A 23,404-nucleotide genomic window follows, 5' to 3' on the forward strand; every position below is an offset into this window, starting at 1 on the left:
CACGCGGCCCTGCGCGCGGCTACAGTCAGGCTGCATGGGCGAGATCCTGTATTTTCCGTCACCTGCAACCCCCGGACGACGCCGGCAGGCCCCGCCGCGGACGGACCGCCCGGGCGAGGCCCCGGAGGACACCCGCCCGGGGCGCGAGCCCCTGCTGCGCGAGGCCTACGGCGACGTGCTGCGCGACCTCCGGCTCGACCGCGGCGAGCGGCTCACGGACGTCGCCGGCCGGGCGGCCATCTCGCCGCAGTACCTCTCCGAGATCGAACGGGGCCGCAAGGACGCCTCGTCGGAGATCCTCGCGGCCATCGCCCGCTCGCTCGGCGTGACGGTGCGGACCCTGAGTTCCCACGCGACCACCCGGATGGCCCGGGGCGGAGGGTCGCAGGTCCACCTCGCCGCCTGAGCCGGCCTGGATGGAACTGCTCGTCCCTACCCGGGCGGGTCCGTCTTGCGGTACTCCACCACGGTGTCGACCACCCCGTAGCCGACGGCCTGCCGGGCGTCGAGGACGAGGTTCCGGTCCGTGTCCCGCCGGATGTCCTCCACCGTCTTCCCGGTGTGCCGGGCGAGGAGTTCGTCGAGGAGCGCCGTGATCCGTTCCACCTCGTCGGCCTCGAGGATGAGGTCGGGGATGGTGCCCCTGCCCGTGTCGATCGTCGGCTGGTGCAGCACCACGCGTCCCCGCGGCAGGATGGAGCGCGCGCCGCGCTCACCCCCGGCGAGGAGCACCGCCGCGGTGAAGGTCGCCTGGCCGATGCAGGTGGTGCGGACCGGGGGCGTGACGTACTGCATCGCGTCGTACACGGCGAGCATGGCACTGATGGACCCGCCGGGCGAGTTGATGTACAGGTCGATCGGCAGCGACGCGCTCGCGGACTCCAGATGGAGCAGTTGCGCGATCAGCGCGTTGGCCACGCCGTCGTCCAGGGGTGTGCCGAGGTAGATGATGCGCTCGGTCAGCAGGCTGCTGTAGATGTCGAGGGTCTGCTGCGATCCGTTGCCGTGGCGCACCGTGACGTAGGGGATGGTGTAGCTGCTCATCGCACGCCGCCCAGGCTGACCGCGGGGCGCCGGCCCGGCCGGATGTCGTCCAGGTGGTCGATGATCCGGTCCACGAACCCGTACTCCCGCGCCTCGGCCGCCGTGAACCAGCGGTCGCGCAGCGAGTCGGCGGTGACGCGCCCGATCGGCTGACCGGTGTCCGCGGCGATGAGCCCGAGCACGGTGTCCCGCGTGTGCCGCAGGTCCTCCGCCTGGATGGCGATGTCCATCGCGGTGCCGCCGATACCGCCGGAGCCCTGATGCAGCAGCACGCGGGCGTGCGGCAGGGCGAACCGCTTGCCGTGCGTGCCGGCGCTGAGGAGGAACTGCCCGGCACTGAGGGCCAGGCCCAGGACCACGGTGGAGACGTCGTTCGGGATGAGGCGCATGATGTCGCGGATCGCGAGCATCGCGGGCACGGACCCGCCGGGGGAGTTGATCCACAGGCTGATGTCCCGCTGCGGGTCCTCGGCGGAGAGCAGCATCAGCTGCGTGCACAGCCGGTTGCCGCCCTCCTGGTCCAGTTCGGAGCCGAGCAGCAGGATCCGGTGGCTCATGAGCTGCTGGGTCAGGGTGTCGTCGAGGGATGTGGGTCTGCGTTCGTCGGTCATGACCCCACCCTCGTCCCGGCACCGTGGCCGGACAAGGGCGTGCTGCCGGAGGCAGATCTGCTGGGCGCTGCGCGGGACTGAGGCTCAGTGGCGTAGGTCCACCGCGGGCTGAGGGAGGGGTTCCCGTCGGATCAGTAGCTCCCCGGGGCTCCGCCGTCGGCCGTGGGGACGAAGGTGGCGGCCAGGGCCTCGGAGCCGCGGGCGAGGAGGGCGACGTCGGCGCCGACGAGGATGAACCGGGCGCCTGCGTCGAGGTAGTCCTGCGCCGCGGTCGGGTTGAACGCATTGACCCCGGCCGGTTTCCCGGCCTGCCGGGCTGCTGCGAGGCAGTGCTCGACGGCGGCGCGGACGTCCGGGTGTTCCTGCCGGCCGAGGAGTCCCATGGAGGCGGCGAGGTCGGAGGGTCCGACGAAGATCGCGTCGACGCCGTCGACCGCGAGGATGTCCTCCACGGCCTCGACGGCTGCGGTGGACTCGATCTGCACGGTCACGCTGATCGTCGACCCCGCGGAGGCCAGATAGTCCGGGACACGGTTCCAGCGGGCGGCCCTGGCGAGCGCCGACCCGACGCCGCGGACGCCGTCGGGCGGGTAGCGGGTCGCCGCGACGGCGGCCTCGGCGTCGGCCGCCGCGTGGACCATGGGGATCAGCAGGTTCTGCACGCCGAGGTCGAGGTACTGCTTGATGAGCACGGTGTCGTTGACGGGCGGCCGGACGAGCGTGTGGACGGGGTACCCGTGGACGGCCTGGAGCTGGGCGAGGATGGACTCGAGGCCGTTGGGGCTGTGTTCGGCGTCGACCAGCAGCCAGTCCAGCCCGGCACCGGCGCAGATCTCGGCCACCAGAGGGCTGCCCGAGCAGACCCACATGCCGGCGAACGGCCGGTCGGCCGCGGCCAGCGCGTCGGCGAACGGTGGGGCTAGATGAAGCGGCATGTGACGGCTCCCAGTGCTCCGTAGTCGGCGTGGACGGTGTCGCCCCGGTCCACCCACATGGGTCGGGTGAAGGACCCGGCGAGGATGATGTCGCCGGCTTTCAGCCCATCGCCGTGGGCGGCGATCTTGTTGGCGAGCCAGTGGACGCCGGCCGCGGGATGGCCGAGGACCCCGGCGGCCACGCCCGTCTCCTCCACCACCTGGTTCTTGTAGAGGATCGCGGCCACCCACCGCAGGTCGACGGCGTCCGGCCGCACCGGGCGTCCGCCCACCACCATGGCGCCCATCGCCGCGTTGTCGGAGATGGTGTCCACGATGGTCCGGCCCTGCATCTCAATGCGCGAGTCGAGGATCTCCAGCGCCGGCACCACGTAGTCGGTCGCGTTGAGGACGTCGAAGATCGTGCAGCCCGGTCCGGCGAGATCATCCTTGAGCACGAAGGCCAGTTCCACCTCGACCCGGGGCTTCGTGTAGCGCTCCCACTCCACCGAGCAGCCGGTCTCGAGGACCATGTCGTCGAAGATCGAACCGTAGTCGGGCTCGGTGATCCCCGTGGCGGCCTGCATCGCCCTGCTCGTGAGCCCGATCTTCCGGCCTACGAGCGTCCGTCCGGCGTCCTCGTTGTGCTGCCGCCAGACCCGCTGCACGGCGTAGGAATCCTCCACCGTCATGTCCGGGTACCGCGCGGTCAGCAACGGCACCGGGGTTCGGGTGCGGGCGGCGTCGAGCAGTTCGTCGGCAATCCGGCTGATGGTCAGTGGGTCGAGCATCGGTGTCCTCCTGCGGGTCTCAGAGCTGGGTGCCGAGCTTGAAGCCCTCGGCCGCGCCGTCGTCGTCCCTGCGCGTGTAGGAGAAGCCGTCGGCGCCGACGGTCACGGCCATCTCGCTCCTGTCCTCGCGGGCCACGACGGGCTGGGGGGTACCGTCGAGGTCGAGCACGAGGGAGGCCTCCGAGTACCAGGACGGCACGACGGCGTTGCCCCACCAGTCGCGGCGCTGGTTGTCGTGGACGTCCCACGTGATGGTCGGGTTGTCCGGGTCGCCCGTGTAGTAGTCCTGGCAGTAGATCTCGATGCGGTGCCCGTCCGGGTCGAGGATGTAGAGGTAGAAGGCGTTGGAGACGCCGTGGCGCCCGGGTCCGCGCTCGATGCGGTCGCTGATGCGCAGGGCGCCCATCTTGTCGCAGATCTGGATGATGTTGTGCTTCTCGTGGGTCGCGAACGCCACGTGGTGCATACGGGGACCATTGCCGCCGGTCAGGGCGGTGTCGTGCACGGTCTGCTTGCGGTGCATCCACACGGCGTAGGTGACACCGTCGGAGTCCTGGATGTCCTCGGAGACACGGAAGCCGAGGTCCTCCAGGTACGCACGCCCGCGCGGGACGTCGGGGGTGACCTGGTTGAAGTGGTCCAGGCGCACCAGTTCCCCGGCCGAGTAGAGGTCGTAGCGCTGGGTGAGGCGTTCGACGTGCTCGACGTCGTAAAAGAACTCGTAGGGGAAGCCCAGCGGATCCTCGACGCGCACGGAGTCGCCGACGCCCTTGGTGAAGCCGCCTGCGCGGCGTTCGGTGCGGCAGCCGAGTTCGCGGTAGTACGCCTCGGCGGCGTCGACCTCGGCGGGGGACTTCACGCGGTACGCGAAGGCGGCGACGGCGGCGACCGGTCCCTTCCGCAGCACGAGGTTGTGGTGGATGAACTCCTCGAGGGAACGCAGGTAGATCGCGTTCTCGTCCTCCTCGGTGACGTGCAGGCCCAGGACGCCCACGTAGAACTCCCGCGAGCGGGCGAGGTCGGTGACCACGATCTCCATGTACGCGCAGCGCACGATGTCCGGGGCGGGGACCGAGGGCGTGGGAATGGGCTGGGCCATGGTGGTTCTCTCTTCGTCGAGCGGGCGGGGTGTCAGCCTTCGTTGGCTGCGGAGTCTTCGATGCTGCCGAACTTCGGGGTGTGGACGGTGCCGAGCGTGATGTGCACGGCCTGCTGGTCGGTGTAGAAGTCGATGGAGCGGTAGCCGCCCTCGTGGCCCAGACCGGAGGCCTTGACCCCGCCGAAGGGGGTGCGGAGGTCGCGGACGTTGTGGCTGTTGAGCCACACCATGCCCGCCTCGACGCTCTGCGCGAAGGTGTGGGCGCGGGTGAGGTCGGTCGTCCATACGTAGGCCGCGAGTCCGTACCGTGTGTTGTTCGCGAGTTCCAGGGCCTCGGCGTCGGTGTCGAAGGGGGTGAGGGCGACGACGGGGCCGAAGATCTCCTCCTGGAAGATCCGGGCGTCGGGGGAGACGTCGGCGAAGACCGTCGGGGCGATGTAGTTGCCCTCCGGGAGGTGCTCCGGGCGTCCGCCGCCGGCGAGGAGCCGGCCCTCGGTCTTGCCGATCTCCACGTAGGAGGCGACCTTCTCGAAGTGCTCGGGGTGCACGAGCGCGCCCACCTCGGTCTTCGGGTCGTGCGGATCGCCGACCACGATGGCCTTTGCCCGCGCGGCGTACTTCTGGCAGAACTCGTCGTACACGGGGCGCTCGACGAGGATGCGGGAGCCGGCGGTGCAGCGTTCACCGTTGAGGGAGAACACCCCGAAGAGGGCCGAGTCGATCGCGGCGTCGATGTCCGCGTCGGCGAAGACGATGCAGGGTGACTTCCCGCCGAGCTCCATGGAGAGTCCCTTGAGATTGGCCGCGGCGTTCCGGAAGATCGTCTGGCCCGTGGTGGTCTCGCCCGTGAAGGAGATCAGCGGCACGTCCGGGTGCTTCACGAGGGCGTCGCCGGCCTCCTCGCCGAGTCCGTTGACGAGGTTGAACACGCCGTCGGGCAGGCCGGCGTCCTTGAAGATCTGCGCCCACAGGGAGGCGGAGAGGGGCGTGAACTCGGCGGGCTTCAGGACCACGGTGTTGCCCGTCGCCAGCGCGGGCGCGAGCTTCCAGGACTCCAGCATGAAGGGCGTGTTCCACGGCGTGATGAGCCCGGCGACGCCGATCGGCTTGCGGTTCACGTAGTTGATCTGCGAGCCCGGGACCTTCATGGCGTCGTCGAACTGCGCCACGATGAGATCCGCGAAGAAGCGGAAGTTCTCCGCGGCCCGCAGCGCCTGCCCCTTGGCCTGCGTGATGGGCAGCCCGGTGTCGAAGGTCTCGAGCTCGGCGAGCCGGGACTCCTGGGCCTCGACGGCGTCGGCGATCTTGTTGAGGATCCGTGCCCGTTCGCGGGGCTTCATGCGGGGCCAGGGCCCGTTCGTGAAGGCGTCGCGGGCCGCGGCGACCGCGGCGTCGACGTCCTCCTGCTGCCCGGCCGCTGCGGTGGCGTACGGGGTGTTGGACACGGGGTCGAGCACGTCGAAGGTGGCACCGTTCACGGAGTCGACGAAGCGCCCTGCGATGTAGTGGTGGATGGAGGAGGGCAGGCCCTCGGGGACGTACTGCTCGGTCACGGCGCCGGTCGTGGTCATCGGTGGGTCCTCACGGTGGTTCTGGGCGGAATCAGGGGCTGGGACGTCATGCGCGGGTGTCCTGGGCGTGCACCAGGTAGGCGTCGAGGGTGGCACTGCGGTGGGAGCGGGCCGCGCGTTCGATCGCGTCAGCGTCGGCCCCCTCCTCGATCAGGCGGAGCAGTCCCTCGTGTTCCGCCACGGAGTCGCGTGCGCGGCCGGGGACGAAGCGGAAGGTCGAGGACCGCAGCGATGCCAGGCGGTTCCAGCCGCGGTGGACGAGGTCGAGGATGTGCGGATTCGGGCAGTGCTCGAAGAGGATGGCATGGAAGTCCTGGTTGAGCCGTGTGAAGCGCACCGGGTCGAAGCGCTCCAGGCAGGCGCGCATCTCCTCGTTGACCGAGCGCGCGCGGGCCACGTCCCCCGCGCGGATGAAGGGGGCGGACAGGGCCGTCGCGGCGCCTTCGACGAGGCTCAGGGTCTGCATCGTGTAGAGGTACTCGGTGGGGTCGATCCCCGCGACCGTGGCGCCGACGTTGCGCTGGAAGGTCACCAGGCCCTCGGCTTCGAGGCGCCGGATCGCCTCCCGGACGGGCACCACGCTCACCCCGAGGTCCTGCGCGATCGCGGCGAGGACGAGGCGGTGCCCGGGTGGATAGGTGCCGTCGACGATCCGCGCCGTGACGGCGGCATAGGCCTGCTGCGACTTGCTGCCCTCCGCGCCCGCGTTGTGCGTGGTCCCGGTCACCTCAGTCATCGCGCTGCCCCGCCTCCCATTCCTCGTACCGCGCCCGCCAGGCGGCGTTCAGCGGGTACAGTCCGTCGACGCCGTGCCCCTCGGCGACCATCCGGGCGATGAACGTCTCCTCGCGCTCCTGCGCGATCGCGTCCTCGGCCAGTTCGACGGCGAGAGCCGGCGGGATCACGAGGATGCCGTCGGCGTCGGCGACGATGATGTCGCCCGGCTGGACGGTGGTGCCGCCGCAGGCGATGGTGATGTCGGTGTCCCACGGGATGTGGCGGCGCCCGAGCACGGCGGGGTGCGGGTTGGCGTAGTAGGTGGGCATGTCCATCGCGGCGACCGTCGCAAAGTCCCGGACACCGCCGTCCGTGATGATTGCCGCGGCGCCACGCACCTCGGCCCGGAGGGCGAGGATGTCCCCGATGGTGCCGGTGCCCTTCTCGCCGCGGGCCTCCATCACGAGGATCTCACCCTCGTTCACAGTGTCGATGGCCCGTTTCTGCGCGTTGTAGCCTCCGCCGTGCTGCTTGAACAGGTCCTCGCGGTTCGGCACGTAGCGCAGGGTACGGGCGAGCCCGACGACGCGCCGTCCCGGCCGCGTGGAGGTGAGTCCGTCGATGCTGACGTTGTCCAGGCCGCGTTTGCGGAGCTGGGAGGAGAGGGTGGCGGTGGAGACGCTCTCGAGTTTCACCTTCAGGTCCGGGGTGAGCGCGGTCGCCGGCTCGGGTGCCGGTAGTCCGGCCGCCTCGCGCGATCCGTAGGCCTCCTCACGCTGGACGTCGTCGACCCTCGGCCGGGCACCGAACTCGGCCAGCGGCGTCGTGCCCTCGCTCACGCGGGTGGTGAGGCGTCCGGTGGACAGGGCGCCGGCGCCGACCTCGACCTCGAGCACGTCTCCGGGGACGGCGACGGACGCTCCGGCCGGCGTGCCCGTGAGGATGATGTCGCCGGGTTCGAGGGTCAGCAGCTGCGACAGGTCGGCGATGAGCCGGGTGAACGGGAAGAGGAGATCGGCCGTCGTGTCGTCCTGGACGAGGGTGCCGTTGTGCCAGGTGCGGAGGGTGAGCGCGGCGGGGTCGAGGGAGTCCGCGGGCAGGAGGCCGGGACCTACGGGTGTGAAGCCGTCACCGCCCTTGGAACGCAGGTTCGAGCCTTTGTCGGCATAGCGGAGGTCGTAGACGCCGAGATCGTTGCTGGCGGTGACCCAGCCGATGTGGCTCCACGCCTCGCTGGGGGAGACCCTGCGGGCAGGGGTCCCGATGATGAGCGCGATCTCACCCTCGAACCCGAGCAGTTCGCAGCCGGCGGGGCGCTCGACGGCGGAGCCGGACAGTGCGAGGGACGACGACGGCTTCAGGAAGTACGAGGGCTGCTCGGGGGTACGGCCCCGTTGGGCGGCCCGGCTGGGGTAGTTGATGTGCACCGCGATGACCTTGCGGGCGGCGGCCAGAGTGCCCTCGTCGACCTGTTCCACCCGCGGCTCCTCGTCGAGTACGAAATCGTATACGAAGCCTAGGCAGGGGTGGGAGGGCCCGTCAAGGGTGCGGCGGAGTCCGGGACCTACACGAAGTGGAGCACAGTCAAGATGATGGAGATGATGCCGAAGATCGTGCAGATGATGCCGAGCACCTTCCCTGCTGTTGCGCGTGCACCGAGCCGCTCGGCCTTGTTCGCCTGCATGATGGCGAGAGGGCCGAGGATGATCCCGAAGAATGATCCCCCGCCGCGACTGTACCGTTCGATCTCTCCGCAAGTGTGAGGGCCGCACGCACGTCCCCCGGGGGAAGCTTGCGGAACGGCCATCGACGCCGACGCCGACGACGTCATCGGCGCCGGCGTCGGCCAGCTGCCCATCCGAGGACGTAGACCATGACGCGCAGAGCACACTGCTGGGTGTGACGGTCCTCGGGTACGACCACCAGCTCGTCGAGATCGAGGCCGTCGCAGCGGTGCTCGATCACGACACCTGGGATCCTTCCGTCGGCGGAGACCGGAGGTGCCGAGACGGGATCAGCGGGTGACGACCACGTGCTCGTTGGGCACGCAGTGCGTCATGGTGAGTCCTTCGACATCGCGCGGTCCGTTGTTGCCCAGGTTCTTCAGGCGATCCAGTTCGTCCTCCGAGAGGGTCTGGCTCGCGAGGGGCGGCAGGTCCTTGATTTCGTCGAGGCCGATACCCAGGCCTTCACCGACGCGGGCTCCGAGTTCGTCGTCCACCAGGTAGAAGTGCCAGACCATGCGTTCCTGCACCGCGCGCGCGGCCTGCCCGATCAGCGTGACGAAGTTGCCCACCAGGTCGTCCTTCTCCCACTGCTCGAGCAGCTGGTACCGCTGGCCCGCCTGCAGGTAGTCCTGGGTGAGCGGAATCCGCTTGCGCGTCAGGCGTCCGGAGATCTCCGGCCCCTGCTCGTCATGTGTGGGGTACTGGCCCTCACGGAGCCCGCCCGTGATGGAGGGCTCGTAGTTGACGTGGGGGTTCTGCCCCGGCGCGAGATCGGTCCCGAAGGACATCTGCCCGCCGCGCTGGTTCGTGTGCACGGGGGCGTTCTTCGCCGAGTTCACGGGCAACTGCAGGTAGTTGGGGCCCACCCGGTAGCGCTGGGTATCGCTGTAGCTGAAGGTGCGGCCCACCAGCATCTTGTCGTCGGAGAAATCCAGTCCGTCGACCAGGACGCCCGTGCCGAAGGAGATCTGCTCGTTCTCGTTGTGGTGGTCCGAGACGTTGCGGGTCAGTGTCATGGTGCCGACGAGCTTGGGCTCGAAGTCCTGCTCGGGCCACGTCTTGGTGTCGTCGAGCGGGTCGAAGTCGAGTTCCGGGTGATCGCCGTCGTCCATGAGTTGCACGTACAGGTCCCACTTGGGGTAGTCGCCGCGCTCGATGGCCTCATGCAGGTCCTTCGAGGCGTGGCCGAGGTCCGTGGCCTGGATGTTCGCGGCATCCTGCTCGGTCAGGCTCTTCACGCCTTGGCGCGGCTGCCACGTGTACTTGACCAGCTTGGTGTCGCCGTCCGCATTGACCCACTTGTAGGTGTTCACGCCGAAGCCCTGCATGTGGCGGTAATCGGCCGGGATCCCGCGGGGGCTGAAGAGGTTCACGAGCATGTGCATGGACTCGGGGGTCTGCGACATGAAGTCGAAGATGCGGGCCGGTTCCTGCCGGAAGGTGATGGGATCCGGCTTCAGCGAGTGGATGACGTCGGGGAACTTGATGGCATCGCGGATGAAGAAGACGGCGAGGTTGTTCCCCACGAGGTCCCAGTTGCCGTCCTCGGTGTAGAACTTGACGGCGAAGCCGCGCGGATCCCGGGCGGCCTCGGACGAGTCACGGCCGCCGATGACGGTCGAGAAGCGGATGGCGACATCGGTCTTCTTGCCCGGTTCGGAGAAGAGCTTCGCGCGGGTGTAACGGGCGATGGGCTCGTCGCCCCACATGCCAGTCGCCTCGAACTCACCGAAGGCGACGAATCCGCGGGCGTGCACGACACGCTCCGGGATGCGCTCGCGGTCGAAGTGGCTGATCTTCTCGAGGAACTGGTAGTTCTCCAGGGTGGCCGGACCGCGGGCGCCGACGGTCCGCGAGTTCTGGTTGTCGTAGACCTGGTGGCCCTGGCGGTTCGTCAGGACGGCGCGGTCGTCCCCTTCGGCAGGTGGCTGGTTGGCGACATCGGTCATGGGGGTGCTCCTCACGGCGGGCTCTCAAGGACGGTTCTTTTCGAGCAGTTCACAACAACGCTACGTCTGTGCATCCACCGGTGGCATCAATTTCCTGCCCGGACAAGACGTGCTAGAGCGGGTGATCCGTGGCCCGGGCTGGAGGCGATTCTCGATCGTCGAGGCGGGAGGATCCGGATGCGGGGTGGGCTCTGATCTGTCGGGAATCCGCGTCCAACGACGGGACATGCGGACCTCATAGTGTCGGTGGTGGGCGGGAACATGGGGTATGGACAGCAGCAAGGATGCTCCGTGTGAACCCGCCGGTCTCGGTGTTGCGTCGCGGGGCATCGCTGCGCCGTCCACCCGTGGCTGCGGTGCCGCCGCTGTCCCGTCGGGTTTCGTGAGGATCACCTCGGTGCGGGATCTGATCGGTGCGTTGGCGTCTCTTGCGCCTGGGTCCGGTGGTGCGGAGTCGATCGAGGAGATCAGGGCGTGTGAGGATCTGAAGTCCCTGGTCTCTGCCCGGCAGGCCCGGACCACGGTCGCCTTCGACCGGGCCGAGCGCACGGCCCAGGCGGCGGCCGGTGTGCCGGCCGCCGAGCGGGGCAAGGGGGTGGCGGCGCAGGTGGCATTGGCCCGGCGGGAGTCCCCGGCCCGGGGCGGGATGCTTGTGGGGTTTGCGCGGGCGCTGGTGACGGAGATGCCGCATACGCTCACGGCCCTGGAATCGGGACAGGTCAGTGAGTGGCGGGCAGCGCTGCTGGTGCGGGAGACCGCGTGCCTGTCGGCGGCGGATCGGTGCGCGGTCGATGAGGACCTCAGCGCTGAGACGGGGGTGTTCGAGGGGGCCGGGACCCGGCGGATCGTCGCTGCCGCGCGGGCGGCGGCGTATCGCAGGGATCCCCGCTCGGTCGTCGGGCGGGCGGCCCGTGCGGCGAGGGACCGGTGCGTGAGTCTGCGCCCGGCACCGGACACCATGACCTATCTGACGGCCCTGCTGCCGGTGACCGAGGGGGTGGCGGTGCATGCCGAGCTCACGCGGTACGCCGACACGTGCCGGGCTCAGGGCGATGAGCGGGGTCGGGGCCAGGTGATGGCCGATGCCCTGGTCGAGCGGGTCACCGGGGTACCGGGCGGGGTGTCGCGGGTCGAGGTGCAGCTGATCATGACCGACCGGGCCCTGTTCCAGGGCGACAGTGAGCCGGCCCGGGTGCCCGGATACGGGATCGTGCCCGCCGCATGGGCACGGACGATCCTGACCGAGCAGCCCAACGGGCACGCAGCCGGACTCCCGGCCGGAGTCTCTGCCGGAGCCGAGCCCGGATCGGGATCAGGACAGGAGCCGCGCTCCGTTCGGCGGGAGGACTCCCGACAGGGGTTCGAGGTGTGGCTCCGAAGGCTGTACACCGCTCCGGGCGCCGGAGACCTGGTTGCCGTCGATTCGAAGGCCCGGCTGTTCACGCCGGGGCAGCGTCGCTTCATTCGGGCCCGGGATGATTCGTGTCGGACGCCGTACTGTGATGCGCCGATCCGGCATTACGACCACATCGTGCCCTGGCACGATGACGGGCCCACGAGTCTGTCCAACGGGGCAGGGCTCTGCGAGGCGTGCAACCACACCAAGGAACTCCCCGGCTGGAAAGCCACCCCGGCCGCAGGGGCTGGACCCGGCGCCCGGCACACCATCGAGCTCCGCACCCCCACCGGTCACACCTACCGATCCACCGCACCATCCCTGCCCGGCAGTCACCACGAGAACCGGGAGCAACAAGGCGCTGGAACCGTTCGCCCGCGGGGCTCGACGCGCCACGAGCCGGACCATCAAGCGTCACCTGTTCCTCACCCTGCCAGCTACTCCCGACGGGTCGACCTCGTTTTCGCCTGATCCACCCCGCAGAGTGGGCGACGATCTCCTCGCGTCCGCGTCCGCGTGCGCGTATCTGGAACGGGTAGTGCCATACGGCATCCTCGGACCAGAGGCCGGCGTCGTCGATCCGCACCCTTGAGTCCTGCTCCTGCCCGGGCTAGCATCGGCGTCACGATAGTAGAACTCGGCGTTCGATTATCGAACGCAGTAGTTGTATGCAGCGGCACCACCACGACGAAGTGAGGACAGCCCGTGCAATTCCACCACCACGGTTACGTCTCGGGCGACCCCCGGATCCAGCCCGCAGCAGGTGTCGGTCTCGACCGTCCGCAGGAGCTCCCCGACGAGGTCGACGTCCTGATCATCGGCACCGGACCCGCCGGCATGATCACCGCCGCGCAGCTCTCGCAGTTCCCGGGCATCATCACGCGGATCGTGGAGCGCCGCCCGGGCAGGCTGCCCATCGGCCAGGCCGACGGCATCCAGGCCCGCAGCGTCGAGACGTTCCAGGCGTTCGGCTTCGCCCAGCGCATCACCGAGGAGGCCTACCGGATCGTCGAGATGGCCTTCTGGAAGCCGGACCCGGCCGATTCCTCCCGCATCATCCGCACGGCACGCCCCGAGGACGACGAGACCGGCATCAGCGAGTTCCCCCACCTGATCGTCAACCAGGCGCGCGTCCTCGACTACTTCGCCGAGTTCATGAAGAACTCGCCCACGCGGATGGAGCCCGATTACGGCTTCGAGTTCGCCGGACTCGAGGTCGACGACGCGCAGGAGTACCCCGTCGCAGTCACCCTCGTGCGTACCGCCGGAGATCACGAGGGCGAGGAGCGCACCGTCCGCGCCAGGTACGTGGTGGGGGCCGATGGCGCCCGCAGCAGGGTTCGCCAGGCCATCGGCTGCAGCCTCGCCGGTGACCAGGCCAACCACGCGTGGGGTGTCATGGACGCGGTCGCCGTCACCGATTTCCCCGACATCCGCCGCAAGTGCGCCATCCAGTCGGGGTCCGGCGGCAGCATCCTCCTCATCCCGCGGGAGGGCGGCCACCTGTTCCGCATGTACGTGGACCTCGGCGAAGTGGACCCGGCGACGAAGGGGACCATCCGCAGCACCACGATCGGGCAGATCATCGCGAAGGCCAACACGATCCTGAGCCCCTATACCCTCGACGTGAGGAACGTCGCCTGGCACAGCGTGTACGAGGTGGGCCACCGCCTCACCGACCGGTTCGACGACGTCCTGCCGGAACACCTGGGCACCCGGACACCGCGCGTCTTCATCACCGGCGACGCCTGCCATACCCACAGCGCCAAGGCCGGCCAGGGCATGAACGTCTCGATGCAGGACGGCTTCAACCTCGGCTGGAAGCTCGGCCACGTGCTCGAGGGGCGCAGCCCCGAGGCCCTGCTGGCCACGTACTCCGCCGAGCGCCAGGTTGTGGCGAAGGACCTCATCGAGTTCGACAGGGAGTGGTCGGCGCTCATGGCCCGGAAGCCCGAGGACTTCGCCGACCCGTCCGAACTCGAGGACTTCTACGTCAGCACCGCCGAGTTCCCCGCCGGCTTCCGGACCCAGTACGCACCGTCCCTGCTCGTCGCCGAGCCCGCGCACCAGGACCTGGCGGGCGGGTTCCCGATCGGCAAGCGCTTCAAGTCCGCGCCGGTGGTCAGGGTGTGCGACGGTGTCCCCCTGCACCTCGGCCATCATGCGACGGCCGACGGGCGCTGGCGCATCTACGTCTTCGCCGACCCCGCCGAGCCGGGGGAGGCGTCGGGCGTCGCGGACTTCGCCGCGTGGATCGGAAGGTCCCCGGCCTCGCCGCTCGCCGCGATGCCGGGCGGCGCCGACCGGGACGCCTGGTTCGACGTGAAGGTCATCTACCAGCAGGACCACACCGGGGTGGACATCGGGCGCGTGCCGCCGGAGTTCAAGCCCGCCACCGGGCCCTTCGGGCTCACCGACTACGAGAAGGTGTACGCCGCGGATCCCTCCGCCGACATCTTCGACCTGCGCGGCATCGCCCGGGCCGGGGCCGTCGTCGTCGTCCGCCCGGACCAGTACGTGGCGCACGTGCTGCCCCTGGCGGACACCACGGGCCTTGCTGCCTTCTTCGCCCCGCTGCTGGCGGGGTCCGGTCGGGCCGCCGGGCGGGCGTTCGCCTGATATGGGGACGGCGGAGGGAACGACGGCGGCGGCTCCCGCCTCCCAGACTCTCTCGCGCGGGCTCCGCACCCTGGAGATCCTCGCCGAGGCGCCGGAGGGGCGGACGACGGCGGAGATCGCCGAATCGCTGGGCGTCCACCGATCGATCGCCTACCGGATCCTGCGGACGCTCGAGGAGCACTCCCTGGTGGTTCGGGACGCGGGCGGGCGGTTCCAGCCCGGTCCCGGCCTCGCGAGCCTGGCCCGGGGAGTGGCGCCGAGGCTGCAGACGGCGGCCCTGCCGGTCCTCACGGCGGTCGCGGCCGAGCTGCAGATGACCGCCTTCATCGCCGTGTGGGACCGGAGCCACTGCGTCACCCTCGTGGCCGTGGAGCCGCCGCACGGCGAGGGGACGCTCGTGCAGCGGCCGGGCTCCCGTCACCGGTTCGACGCCGGAGCGCCGGGCATCGCCATCCAGTCCGCCCTGACCGAGGCGCGCTGGGAACGTCTCGCTCCGGGGGAGCCGTACCGGGAGGCGTCGAGGGCCGCGGCCGCCGCCGGGTACGCGGTGAGTCGGGACGAGGTCATCCCGGGCGTCGGCTCCGTGGCGGCCCCCATCGCCGTGCGCGGACAGTTGCCCGCAGCCCTCGCCGCCGTCTACCTCCGCAGCGACCGGCCCGTCGAGGAGATCGGCGCCCGCGTGGCCGAGGCGGCCCGCGCCGTCGGTTCCGTCCTCTGATGCCGGCCCGCGGCGTCACCCGTCCCCCGATCCACCCTGCGAAGGAGCAGCCATGACCACCCTTCCCCTCCGGGCCTCGGCCGCGGACCCCGCCACGCTCGACGCGGAGGAGACGTGGTCGCGCGACCACCTCGAATCGGTGCAGCTCGAGCGGCTGCGGGCCACGCTCGTGCACGCCTACGCGAACGTGCCCCTGTACCGGCGGAAGTTCGACGACGCCGGTGTGCACCCCGACGACCTCCGCGAGCTGACGGACCTGGCGAAGTTCCCCTTCACCACCAAGGAGGACCTGCGCAGCACCTACCCGTTCGGCATGTTCGCGGTGCCGCAGTCGCAGGTGGCGCGCGTCCACGCGTCATCGGGCACCACCGGCCAGCCGACCGTCGTCGGATACACCGCCGGTGACCTCGACCGGTGGGCGTCGCTGGTGGCCCGCTCGCTGCGCGCCTCCGGCGTGAAGGCCGGGTGGAAGGTCCACAACGCCTACGGGTACGGCCTGTTCACGGGTGGCCTCGGCGCGCACGCCGGCGCGGAACGCCTCGGCTGCACCGTCATCCCGATCTCCGGAGGCCAGACCGAGCGGCAGGTCCAGCTCATCCGGGACTTCGAGCCCGACGCCATCCTCGCCACGCCCACGTACCTGCTGACCATCCTCGACACCATGGCCGCGGCCGGTATCGACCCGTCCTCCACCACGCTGAAGACCGGCGTGCTCGGCGCTGAGCCGTGGACGGAAGGCATGCGGCAGGAACTCGAGGGGCGCATGGGCTTCGACGCGTGCGACATCTACGGCCTGTCCGAGGTGATGGGCCCAGGCGTCGCGGGCGAGTGCGTGGAGTCCAAGGACGGATTGCACGTCTGGGAGGACCACTTCCGCCCTGAGATCATCGACCCGTTCACGGAGAAGGTGCAGGGCGACGGTACGGCTGGCGAGCTCGTCTTCACGTCCCTGACGAAGGAGGCGCTGCCCATCATCCGGTACCGCACCCACGACCTCACGCGCCTGCTGCCCGGCACCGCCCGCCCCGGCATGCGCCGTATGAAGCGCATCACCGGGCGCAGCGACGACATGGTGATCGTGCGCGGCGTGAACCTCTTCCCCACGCAGGTGGAGGAGCTGGCACTGGGCATCCCGGCCCTCAGCCCGCACTTCCAGCTCGAACTGACCCGACCGGACGGGCAGCGGATGGACCAGCTGACCGTCCGGGTGGAGCCGCGGGAGGGTGTCAGCGCGGTCGACGCCGACGCGGCCGCCGAGAAGCTCCGGCACCTGATCAAGACGCACATCGGCTCCACGTGCGCCGTCGCCGTCGTGGAGCAGGGATCGCTGGTGCGCTCCAGCGGGAAGCTTCGGCGGATCTACGACCTGCGGCCCCGCGGCTGAGGTGCGGCGCAGCAGGTCGTCAGCGGTGCAGGTCCTCCAGGACGGCCAGCGCGGTGGCCGTCCCGTCCTCGGCCGCCATGGCACGGGCCGCGTCGCGTACGGCCGGGCGGTACTGATCGACCTGCCTGAGGGCGTCCGCAAGACGGGGTGACGTCAGTGCGCGCCGCCGGATCGGCGCGGGACCCAGACCGCTGTCGTGCAGCCTCGCGCCCCAGAAGGGCTGGTCCGCGATGAACGGCACCACCACCGAGACGGTGCCGGCCGCCGTCGCCGCCTGGACCGTCCCGATGCCCCCGTGGTGGACGGCCGCTGCGGCCCGCGGCAGGACGGCGTCGTGGGGTACCGACGTCGTGACCAGCACGTCGGCTCCGGCCACGTCGGGAGGTAGTGCCAGCCCGCCGAGGCCCGTGGCGAGCAGCGCGCGGGACCCGGTGGCGCGGATACCGTTGACCACCGCCCGTGCCCGGGCGAGCGGATCGCCGGCCACCATGGAGCCGAACCCCGCGTACACGAAACCGCCGGCCGAGATGAAGTCGGACACCTCGTGGGGGATCGCGGCCGGTGCCGCCGCACGCCACGGACCGGTCAGGTGGACGCCCGGCGGCCAGTCCGCGGGCCGCGGCAGGATCGCGGGACTGATGGGCATGAGTGTCGCCGAAGCCGGGGGACGAGCCGACCCCTGCCCGCCGACCAGCCTCGCCACGTCCGACAGGTCCTGTCGGAACATGGCCGCGCCACCGGCCGCGGCCTGGTAGGTGAGCCGGTTGAACGGGCCGAGGCTCCGCGTGACGGTCCCCGCCGCCGGGAACGCCGCCGTCGGCGTCATCGCGGGGACCAGCTCGACCCAGACGAACGGGATGCCGAGGCCGTCCGCGATCAGTGGAGCGGACAGGATCTTCGGGTGGGCGACGAGCACGTCCGGAACGGCGTCGAGTGCGGCCCGCGCAGATCCGACGAGGACCTGGCGCATGGCCGGCCGCACCACCGAGCGGTACGAGCGGAGCACCGCCGCGAGGGAGACGCCCTGCTGCTGGATCAGTCCCGAGTAGTCGACCCCGAGGCTCACCGCATCCAGCCCGGAGACGTCTACCCCTGAGTTGTCCGGAAGCACCAGACGCACGGCATGACCGGCGGCCTGCGCATGCCGCGCGAGGACTGCGAACGGCTCCGCATCTCCCCGGGATCCCGCGGTCACGAGCAGTATCCTCATGTCATCCCCTCCCGGACGGCCCGCCCGGGCGCTGCGGCCCCGGACGAACGACGATAGCCGCCGGGACGACCGGTGACCAGAGTGGCCGGATCGCCGGGACAGGGATACCAGGCCGACTGCGCCGGTGTCGGAGCGCCGGCCCGGGGCGGTGAGCCATCAGACTGTCCTGATGAGGTGGACGCGCGCGAAGGACTGGCTGATCGGTGCTCTGGGGATGCTCCTCCTCCTGGCGGTCGCGGTGGTGATCCTCTGGTGGGTGGTGAGCGACCCGGCCGACGGCGGCGACGCCGGGCCGGCGCCGTCATCGCCCGGTGCCGCGCCGGAGACGGAGGCTCCCGCGGATCTGCGCGCGGACGAGGTGTGGCTGGGTGATCTGACGCTGGACGCCGGCACGGTGGTGTCCGAGGGCTCCACGCTCCGCGACGTCCGGGCCGTCGGACAGGACGTGATCGCGGGGCCCGACGGGTTGGTTGCCGCCCGGCTCTCCGTGGACGCGACCGTGCCGTTCGACGTCGTGGCCGGCGAACTCGGCGGCGGCGCGGAAGTGCGGGCCGCCGACGGCGGCCAGGCGACCGTGGTCCGCACCGTCGAGACGCTCGGCCGCGACGTGCGCGTCACCGCCACGGGCACGGTCGAGGTCGAGGCGGGACGGCTCGTGATGGAGCCGCAGTCGATCGACGTCGGCGGGCCGGACTTCCTGTCCGGGCCCACCGCCGCCATCGTGCGGAGCCTCGTGACCATCGAGCACGAGATCGAGGGTCTGCCGGAGGGCCTGGTGCTCCGGGACGTCACCGTGGAGGGCGACGGTTTTCGGGCCGACCTCCAGGGCGACGACGTCAGACTCGGTCCGTGACCCCGCCTGCGGGTTCGACGTCGAGGACCCATGTCACGCCGAAGCGGTCGGTGAGCATCCCGAACCCCGGCGTCCAGGCCGAGGCGGCGAGCGGTTCGACGACCGTGGCGCCGTCGGCGAGGGCGTCCCAGTAGGCGGTGACCTCCTCGAGGGTCCCGGCCCGCACGGACTGGAAGAAGGTGCGGTCGGTGACGGTGGTCCCGTGCTCGCGGCGGGTGGTGCCCGCGGTCGCCGCCGGGTCGGCGTCCTGCCCCGGCACGTCGTACGCCATGACACGGAACCCGTCCTCGTTCTCGAGCTGCCCGAAGACCACCCTGTCGGATCCGGGCGCGTCCTGCGGCATCCCGAAGTCCCCGTAGGTGGCCAGATCGAGGCGGCCGCCGAACACGCCCTGGTAGAAGTGGAGGGCCGGGCGTGCGGTGCCGCGGAAGTTCAGGTGCGTGGTGGTCTTGATGCTCATGAGGTGTGCTCTTTCCCTGGTGATCGACCGGCAGGGATGCCGGCCGGGAACCACTATGGCGGGAGAAGAGGTCAGGTGCGGTCCTCTACTGCACGCATACTGATGGACATGACCGGAAGTTCCGCACGGCTGCTGGCGCTGCTCTCCGTCCTGCAGGCGCAGCGTGTCTGGCCCGGGAGTGTCCTCGCGGAGCGCCTGGGCGTGACGCCGCGGACGGTCCGCCGTGATGTCGACCGGCTGCGGGAGCTCGGCTACCGCATCCGCGCCATCAAGGGGCCCGACGGCGGCTACCGGATGGCGGCGGGATCGGACCTGCCACCCCTGCTGTTCGACGACGACCAGGCCGTCGCGGTCGCCGTCGCGCTGCAGAACGCGCCGGCCTCCGGCGTCGACCTCGACGTGGCGGCGAAGCGGGCGCTCGCCACGATCCGCCAAGTCATGCCCTCCCGGCTGCGGCACCGCATCGACGGCATCCGGTTCAGCGGAGCGGACACGCCAGGCGTCCGCGTGGATCCGGCCGTGCTCGAAGCGGTCACCGCCGCTGTCCGGGAGCACAGGACACTGCGGTTCGATGACCGCGAGGGCGAGCCGCGGCGGTGCCAGCCGCACGCGATCGTGGCCCGGAACGGCCGCTGGTACGTCATCGGGTGGGACCTCGACCGGGACGACTGGCGTGTCTACCGCCTCGACCGGATGTCCCCCCGCACCCCGGCCGGCGCAGTGTTCACGCCGCGAGACCTCCCGGCCGCCGACGCGAGTACGTATCTGTCCGCACGGCTCAAGGGCTCGGACACCGTCGATCAGTGGCCGTGCGTGGGTGAGGTCGTCATCGACCTGCCGTTGCGGGAGGTTGCGCCGTTCGCCGGCGACGGCATGGTCGAGGAGCTCACCGAGGGCTCCTGCCGGGTGAGCATCGGCTCCTGGTCGTGGGACGGGGTCCTCGCGTCCGTGGTCCGCTTCGGTGTGCCGTTCACCGTCGTGGGCCCCGAGGCGCTCCACGCGGCGGCGCGGGATCTCGGTGCCCGGCTCGAAGCGGCGGACCGGGGACGGGGTGGAGGGTGAGCTGCCGGAGCGACCGACGCCCGCCCGCCCTGCCCCGGCCCTGAGGGGCAGTCCCTGCAGCGAACCGACCGGGAGAGGCCGGCCGACGGCTGCCACACCCTCAGCCCAGCGGCGGGATGATCCTCGCGGCCGCGAGCTGGTCGAACAGCTCGCGGAACCGGTCCTCCGTGTCCAGGCAGTCGCTGAAGCCGTGCTGCCGGGCCTTGATGGTGGAGGTGACGTTGTCGAAGCCCGAGCGGAAGAGGAAATCGCCGAAGGCCCAGCCGGCCAGGTCCTCGAAGGGGGTAGGCACGAGGCCGTATTTCGTCACCATGCCCTGCCAGAGCTCCTCGTGGTGCGGCATCGCCTCGGCCAGTGGGACAGGCTGCGGCTCGGCGTAGTCCATCCCGAAGTGGCGGGCGAACACCGGCCACAGGTGCCGCCAGCGGATCTGGTCCCCGTTGGTGATGTTGTAGACCTCGCCGGCCGCGCGCGGCTCCGCTCCGGCCCAGACCGTGGCGCGGGCCAGCAGCGAGGCGTCGGTCACCTGGTACAGGGCGTCGTAGGCGGCATGGGTGCCGGGGAAGCGCAGCGGTTGGCCCAGCTCACGGCAGATGCTCGCGTAGACGGCGATGACCATGAGGATGTTCATGGGATTGCCGATGGCGTAGCCGACCACGCCCTCGGGACGCAGCATCGTGGCGTGGAAACCGCGCTCGGCGCCGGCGGCCCGGAGGATGTCCTCCTGGTCGTAGTAGAAGTTCGGCTGGATCAACCGCGCGTCGCGTTCCCTGGCGGGGGTGTTGAAGTAGCCCAGGTGCGCCCCGTAGGCCTTGCCGCCCTGGTAGAGGGTGACGTGGCGCAACGGTGCGCCGGCGTCGGCGAGGCCGTCCAGCGTGTTCGTCAGCAGGGCGGAGTTGACCTCGATCTGCTCGGCGGTGGTGTCCCGTTCGATGTACGCGGCGAACACCAGGTGCGTGGTGTCACGGGCGGCCTCGAGCCCGGCACGCGCTGCCTCCCGGTCGAGCAGGTCCACGGGCAGGTGATCCCACCCGGCGCCCGTGACGGGGCGTCGGCTCACCCCCCGCACCTGCGCGCCGCGCCGGGCGTACTCGTCCGCGGCGTGGCGGCCGATGACCCCGCCGGCTCCGGCGACCAGGACGGTCTTCGCCGCGTCGTCCGACGGCTGCGCGCCGGTGGTCGGGGTGGTCGGGGTGGTCTCGTGGGTCATGGGGCTCCTCGGGAGCGGTTCGTGGGCGCAGCCGGCAGCCGCTGCCGGCTCCTGGTCCGGCCACTATAACGTCGGGGCACGCCGCAGGGCCTTCGGCCGAGGGCACCCCGGCGTCGCGGGGACCCCCTTGACGGAGACGGTTCTCCGCCTCACTGTCCGCCGGTCGCCACCGCCACGATCTCCTGCATGTAGGGCGCCACGACCTGCTGCGAGATCTTGCAGTCGAGCAGCAGGACGCCGTCGTCGTCGGAGTCCAGCCAGCCCTCGACGGCGGTGAGGTCCTCGAGCGCGGCGATCGTGGCGGATCGGGCGCCGAAGGCCGCCGCGACGGCGGCGAAGTCCACCTCGTCGATCATCATGGGGCCGGAGTCGATGCCGCGGACGGCGTACTGGTGGATCTCTGCGCCGTAGGCGGCGTCGTTGAAGACCACGATGACGGCCCGACGTGCCGTTCTGATGAACGAGTCGAGGTCAGCGAGGGCCATGAGTGCGCCGCCGTCGCCCGTGCACAGGACCACGGTGGAGTCCGGCAGGGCGCGGGCGGCACCGACCGCGCTGGGGAAGCCGAGGCCGATGGTCTGGTACGCGGTGCCGACCATGATCAGCCGGTTCGGTGCGGGGACACGGAGGTAGCCGGGGGCCCAGCCGATGAAGTGGCCACCGTCCTGCACGATCGTGCGGTCGGTGGGCAGCATCCGGTCGAGCGCCCGGCACAGGCTCCTCGGGTCGAGGCGGCCGTCGGGGGCGGCGACGTCGCCGTCCTCGCGGGCATCGTGGGCGTTCAGGGCGGCATCGGCGGCCGTGTCGCTCCACCTCAGTGCTTCCTCGCGGGGGCCGACGGCGGCGAGGAGGGCCTCCGCGGTGAGCCGCGCATCGGCGTGGAGGAAGTCGGTGACCGCGGGCGAGGTGGGGCCGGCGGTGACGTCGGCCTGGATGACGCGGGCCTCGGGATGGAAGGAGTGGCCGAAGCGCATCGTGAACTGGTTGAGCCGCGCACCGAGCACCAGGACGACGTCGGCCTGCCCGATCAGCTGCGCCGTGCGCTCGGACGCCCAACCGCCGGCGATCCCGAGGGCGGCCGGATCGTCGCCGAAGAGTCCCGCGCCGAGGCCGGAGGTGGCGGCGAGGGCGCCGAGGTGGTCGGCGAGGCGTGCCGCTGCCTCGCCGGCACCGCTCAGCCAGGCGCCGCGGCCGGCCAGGATCAGGGGCCGCTCGGCGGTGGAGAGCAGGGCTGCAGCACGCTGGATGTCCGCCGCGGAGGGTTGCACGAGCGGAGCAGGGGCGGGTGTCGCGGCGGGGTCCTCGTCCGGAGCGTCGGCCGCGGCGAGGTCGTAGGGGATCGCGAGGACCACGGCCTCCCGATAGCGGAGGGCGTGCTCGATCGCCGCCGTCGTCGCCGCCCCGGGATGCGCGGCCGAGACCGTGAAGGTCGTCGCGCCGAGCCCTTTGGCCACGAGGCACTGGTCCACATCGAAGGGGCGCATGCCGGTGGTGGGGGCGTCACCGACCACGAGCACCAGGGGGATGTCCGCCTGCACGGCCTCGGCCAGCGGGGTCAGGGCGTTCGTGAATCCGGCCCCGTACGTGGTGGTGGCGACGGCGAGTCGGCCGCTGGCCCGATGGTAGGCGTCCGCTGCGGCGACCGCGCCTGCCTCGTGCCGCACGGCGGTGAAGTGGAGCGACGGCGCCGCCATGACGGCGTCGAGGAAGTGCGCGTTGCCGTTACCCATGACGCCGAAGACCTCGGTGGTGGCGGGCAGGAGCGCGGAGACGATTCGAGCGGAGACGGTGGGCATCGGGAAGTCCTTGCAGGCGAAGTCCCCGGTGGCTGTGGCACACGGTCGACCCGGAGGACTGGATGGGTGGGTTCCGTATGTGCCTCGGGCGATGCCCTTATTGCCTCTTTTTCAGGCACGGCGCCCTGGTGCGCCCGACGTCAGTCACTATAGCGGGCGCCGCGGGGAGGCGGCGGTGCCGCAGCGGCCGCCCGACGCCGCCCACCGTACCGCCTCCTCGGTGGGCGGCCGCGGGGATGCCCACCGGCCCGGTGCGGCCGGCCGGTGGGCATC

General features: G+C 70.9%; 21 protein-coding genes. 8 read left to right on the plus strand and 13 right to left on the minus strand.

The window, feature by feature from the left end:
- The first annotated feature begins 34 nt into the window (after nt 1-34).
- Nucleotides 35-406, plus strand: a complete 372-nt coding sequence (locus tag AC4D2C_RS04170; protein WP_490912830.1) for a helix-turn-helix domain-containing protein — start codon at nt 35-37, stop codon at nt 404-406.
- Between the two features lie 26 nt (nt 407-432).
- Here the strand turns inward: AC4D2C_RS04170 and AC4D2C_RS04175 are convergent, their stop codons facing one another.
- From AC4D2C_RS04175 to AC4D2C_RS04210, 8 genes are all read right to left on the minus strand, one after another.
- Entirely contained in the window at nt 433-1,044 is a 612-nt protein-coding gene (locus AC4D2C_RS04175; RefSeq protein ID WP_490912832.1) for a ClpP family protease, read from the minus strand.
- Nucleotides 1,041-1,655 carry a ClpP family protease gene (locus tag AC4D2C_RS04180; RefSeq protein WP_490912834.1) on the minus strand — a complete coding sequence of 205 codons (615 nt, stop codon included), beginning with the start codon at nt 1,653-1,655 and terminating at the stop codon, nt 1,041-1,043. The genes AC4D2C_RS04175 and AC4D2C_RS04180 overlap by 4 nt, the downstream gene beginning before the upstream one ends.
- 131 nt (nt 1,656-1,786) lie before the next feature.
- On the minus strand, nt 1,787-2,590 hold the full coding sequence (locus AC4D2C_RS04185) for an HpcH/HpaI aldolase family protein (RefSeq protein ID WP_490912836.1): 804 nt from the start codon (nt 2,588-2,590) through the stop codon (nt 1,787-1,789).
- A complete protein-coding gene (gene hpaH / locus AC4D2C_RS04190; protein WP_490912837.1) occupies nt 2,575-3,360 on the minus strand; it encodes a 2-oxo-hept-4-ene-1,7-dioate hydratase in 786 nt (261 codons plus the stop codon). The genes AC4D2C_RS04185 and hpaH overlap by 16 nt, the downstream gene beginning before the upstream one ends.
- A gap of 19 nt (nt 3,361-3,379) precedes the next feature.
- The gene (gene hpaD, locus AC4D2C_RS04195) at nt 3,380-4,459 is read right to left on the minus strand and encodes a 3,4-dihydroxyphenylacetate 2,3-dioxygenase (protein WP_490912839.1); all 1,080 of its coding nucleotides are present in this window, start codon (nt 4,457-4,459) and stop codon (nt 3,380-3,382) included.
- A 32-nt stretch (nt 4,460-4,491) separates the two neighbouring features.
- The gene (hpaE, locus tag AC4D2C_RS04200) at nt 4,492-6,030 is read right to left on the minus strand and encodes a 5-carboxymethyl-2-hydroxymuconate semialdehyde dehydrogenase (RefSeq protein ID WP_490912840.1); all 1,539 of its coding nucleotides are present in this window, start codon (nt 6,028-6,030) and stop codon (nt 4,492-4,494) included.
- A 46-nt stretch (nt 6,031-6,076) separates the two neighbouring features.
- Nucleotides 6,077-6,766 (minus strand): GntR family transcriptional regulator, encoded by a 690-nt coding sequence (locus AC4D2C_RS04205; protein WP_490912842.1) that lies wholly within the window; start codon nt 6,764-6,766, stop codon nt 6,077-6,079.
- On the minus strand, nt 6,759-8,225 hold the full coding sequence (locus tag AC4D2C_RS04210; protein ID WP_490912844.1) for a fumarylacetoacetate hydrolase family protein: 1,467 nt from the start codon (nt 8,223-8,225) through the stop codon (nt 6,759-6,761). Before AC4D2C_RS04210 ends, AC4D2C_RS04205 begins: the two co-directional genes overlap by 8 nt.
- 421 nt (nt 8,226-8,646) lie before the next feature.
- On the opposite strand from AC4D2C_RS04210, the gene AC4D2C_RS04215 reads away from it, so the two are divergent.
- Nucleotides 8,647-8,772, plus strand: a complete 126-nt coding sequence (locus AC4D2C_RS04215; protein WP_490913047.1) for a hypothetical protein — start codon at nt 8,647-8,649, stop codon at nt 8,770-8,772.
- On the opposite strand, the gene AC4D2C_RS04220 is transcribed toward AC4D2C_RS04215, so the two are convergent.
- Complete coding sequence (locus AC4D2C_RS04220; RefSeq protein WP_490912846.1) at nt 8,762-10,423, minus strand: catalase; 1,662 nt, start codon at nt 10,421-10,423, stop codon at nt 8,762-8,764. The genes AC4D2C_RS04215 and AC4D2C_RS04220 overlap by 11 nt on opposite strands.
- Nucleotides 10,424-10,691: 268 nt before the next feature.
- Between AC4D2C_RS04220 and AC4D2C_RS04225 the strand changes: the two genes are divergently transcribed.
- The 4 genes from AC4D2C_RS04225 (at nt 10,692) to AC4D2C_RS04240 (ending at nt 16,540) form a co-directional block, all read left to right on the plus strand.
- Nucleotides 10,692-12,290 (plus strand): HNH endonuclease, encoded by a 1,599-nt coding sequence (locus tag AC4D2C_RS04225; protein ID WP_490912848.1) that lies wholly within the window; start codon nt 10,692-10,694, stop codon nt 12,288-12,290.
- 234 nt (nt 12,291-12,524) lie between these two features.
- Entirely contained in the window at nt 12,525-14,438 is a 1,914-nt protein-coding gene (locus AC4D2C_RS04230) for an FAD-binding monooxygenase (RefSeq protein ID WP_490912850.1), read from the plus strand.
- A gap of 1 nt (nt 14,439) precedes the next feature.
- A complete protein-coding gene (locus AC4D2C_RS04235; protein ID WP_490912852.1) occupies nt 14,440-15,156 on the plus strand; it encodes an IclR family transcriptional regulator in 717 nt (238 codons plus the stop codon).
- 52 nt (nt 15,157-15,208) lie between these two features.
- Nucleotides 15,209-16,540 carry an AMP-binding protein gene (locus tag AC4D2C_RS04240; protein WP_490912854.1) on the plus strand — a complete coding sequence of 444 codons (1,332 nt, stop codon included), beginning with the start codon at nt 15,209-15,211 and terminating at the stop codon, nt 16,538-16,540.
- A 19-nt stretch (nt 16,541-16,559) separates the two neighbouring features.
- Here AC4D2C_RS04240 and AC4D2C_RS04245 read toward each other — a convergent pair whose 3' ends face one another.
- A complete protein-coding gene (locus tag AC4D2C_RS04245) occupies nt 16,560-17,750 on the minus strand; it encodes a glycosyltransferase (protein WP_490912856.1) in 1,191 nt (396 codons plus the stop codon).
- Nucleotides 17,751-17,919: 169 nt separating this feature from the next.
- On the opposite strand from AC4D2C_RS04245, the gene AC4D2C_RS04250 reads away from it, so the two are divergent.
- Nucleotides 17,920-18,603, plus strand: coding sequence for an LmeA family phospholipid-binding protein (locus AC4D2C_RS04250; RefSeq protein ID WP_490912858.1), 684 nt, complete (start codon nt 17,920-17,922; stop codon nt 18,601-18,603).
- Here AC4D2C_RS04250 and AC4D2C_RS04255 read toward each other — a convergent pair.
- Nucleotides 18,587-19,063, minus strand: a complete 477-nt coding sequence (locus AC4D2C_RS04255) for a VOC family protein (RefSeq protein WP_490912860.1) — start codon at nt 19,061-19,063, stop codon at nt 18,587-18,589. The genes AC4D2C_RS04250 and AC4D2C_RS04255 overlap by 17 nt on opposite strands.
- A gap of 108 nt (nt 19,064-19,171) precedes the next feature.
- On the opposite strand from AC4D2C_RS04255, the gene AC4D2C_RS04260 reads away from it, so the two are divergent.
- A complete protein-coding gene (locus tag AC4D2C_RS04260) occupies nt 19,172-20,125 on the plus strand; it encodes a helix-turn-helix transcriptional regulator (protein ID WP_490912861.1) in 954 nt (317 codons plus the stop codon).
- Nucleotides 20,126-20,225: 100 nt separating this feature from the next.
- On the opposite strand, the gene AC4D2C_RS04265 is transcribed toward AC4D2C_RS04260, so the two are convergent.
- Both AC4D2C_RS04265 and AC4D2C_RS04270 read right to left on the minus strand, forming a co-directional pair.
- Complete coding sequence (locus tag AC4D2C_RS04265) at nt 20,226-21,335, minus strand: SDR family oxidoreductase (protein WP_490912862.1); 1,110 nt, start codon at nt 21,333-21,335, stop codon at nt 20,226-20,228.
- Between the two features lie 149 nt (nt 21,336-21,484).
- Nucleotides 21,485-23,131 carry a thiamine pyrophosphate-binding protein gene (locus tag AC4D2C_RS04270; RefSeq protein WP_490912863.1) on the minus strand — a complete coding sequence of 549 codons (1,647 nt, stop codon included), beginning with the start codon at nt 23,129-23,131 and terminating at the stop codon, nt 21,485-21,487.
- Between the last annotated feature and the right edge of the window lie 273 nt (nt 23,132-23,404).

This window comes from Arthrobacter sp. TJ-240, from assembly GCF_058269195.1.

Coding starts and splice junctions, on each gene's coding strand:
- AC4D2C_RS04260 (WP_490912861.1), top strand. CDS start 19,172: ATGACCGGAAGTTCCGCACGGCTGCTGGCGCTGCTCTCCGTCCTGCAG.
- AC4D2C_RS04225 (WP_490912848.1), top strand. CDS start 10,692: ATGGACAGCAGCAAGGATGCTCCGTGTGAACCCGCCGGTCTCGGTGTT.
- AC4D2C_RS04235 (WP_490912852.1), top strand. CDS start 14,440: ATGGGGACGGCGGAGGGAACGACGGCGGCGGCTCCCGCCTCCCAGACT.
- hpaE (WP_490912840.1), bottom strand. CDS start 6,030: ATGACCACGACCGGCGCCGTGACCGAGCAGTACGTCCCCGAGGGCCTG.
- AC4D2C_RS04180 (WP_490912834.1), bottom strand. CDS start 1,655: ATGACCGACGAACGCAGACCCACATCCCTCGACGACACCCTGACCCAG.
- hpaD (WP_490912839.1), bottom strand. CDS start 4,459: ATGGCCCAGCCCATTCCCACGCCCTCGGTCCCCGCCCCGGACATCGTG.
- AC4D2C_RS04245 (WP_490912856.1), bottom strand. CDS start 17,750: ATGAGGATACTGCTCGTGACCGCGGGATCCCGGGGAGATGCGGAGCCG.
- AC4D2C_RS04255 (WP_490912860.1), bottom strand. CDS start 19,063: ATGAGCATCAAGACCACCACGCACCTGAACTTCCGCGGCACCGCACGC.
- AC4D2C_RS04240 (WP_490912854.1), top strand. CDS start 15,209: ATGACCACCCTTCCCCTCCGGGCCTCGGCCGCGGACCCCGCCACGCTC.
- AC4D2C_RS04250 (WP_490912858.1), top strand. CDS start 17,920: ATGAGGTGGACGCGCGCGAAGGACTGGCTGATCGGTGCTCTGGGGATG.
- AC4D2C_RS04185 (WP_490912836.1), bottom strand. CDS start 2,590: ATGCCGCTTCATCTAGCCCCACCGTTCGCCGACGCGCTGGCCGCGGCC.
- AC4D2C_RS04170 (WP_490912830.1), top strand. CDS start 35: ATGGGCGAGATCCTGTATTTTCCGTCACCTGCAACCCCCGGACGACGC.
- AC4D2C_RS04270 (WP_490912863.1), bottom strand. CDS start 23,131: ATGCCCACCGTCTCCGCTCGAATCGTCTCCGCGCTCCTGCCCGCCACC.
- AC4D2C_RS04265 (WP_490912862.1), bottom strand. CDS start 21,335: ATGACCCACGAGACCACCCCGACCACCCCGACCACCGGCGCGCAGCCG.
- AC4D2C_RS04175 (WP_490912832.1), bottom strand. CDS start 1,044: ATGAGCAGCTACACCATCCCCTACGTCACGGTGCGCCACGGCAACGGA.
- hpaH (WP_490912837.1), bottom strand. CDS start 3,360: ATGCTCGACCCACTGACCATCAGCCGGATTGCCGACGAACTGCTCGAC.
- AC4D2C_RS04220 (WP_490912846.1), bottom strand. CDS start 10,423: ATGACCGATGTCGCCAACCAGCCACCTGCCGAAGGGGACGACCGCGCC.
- AC4D2C_RS04205 (WP_490912842.1), bottom strand. CDS start 6,766: ATGACTGAGGTGACCGGGACCACGCACAACGCGGGCGCGGAGGGCAGC.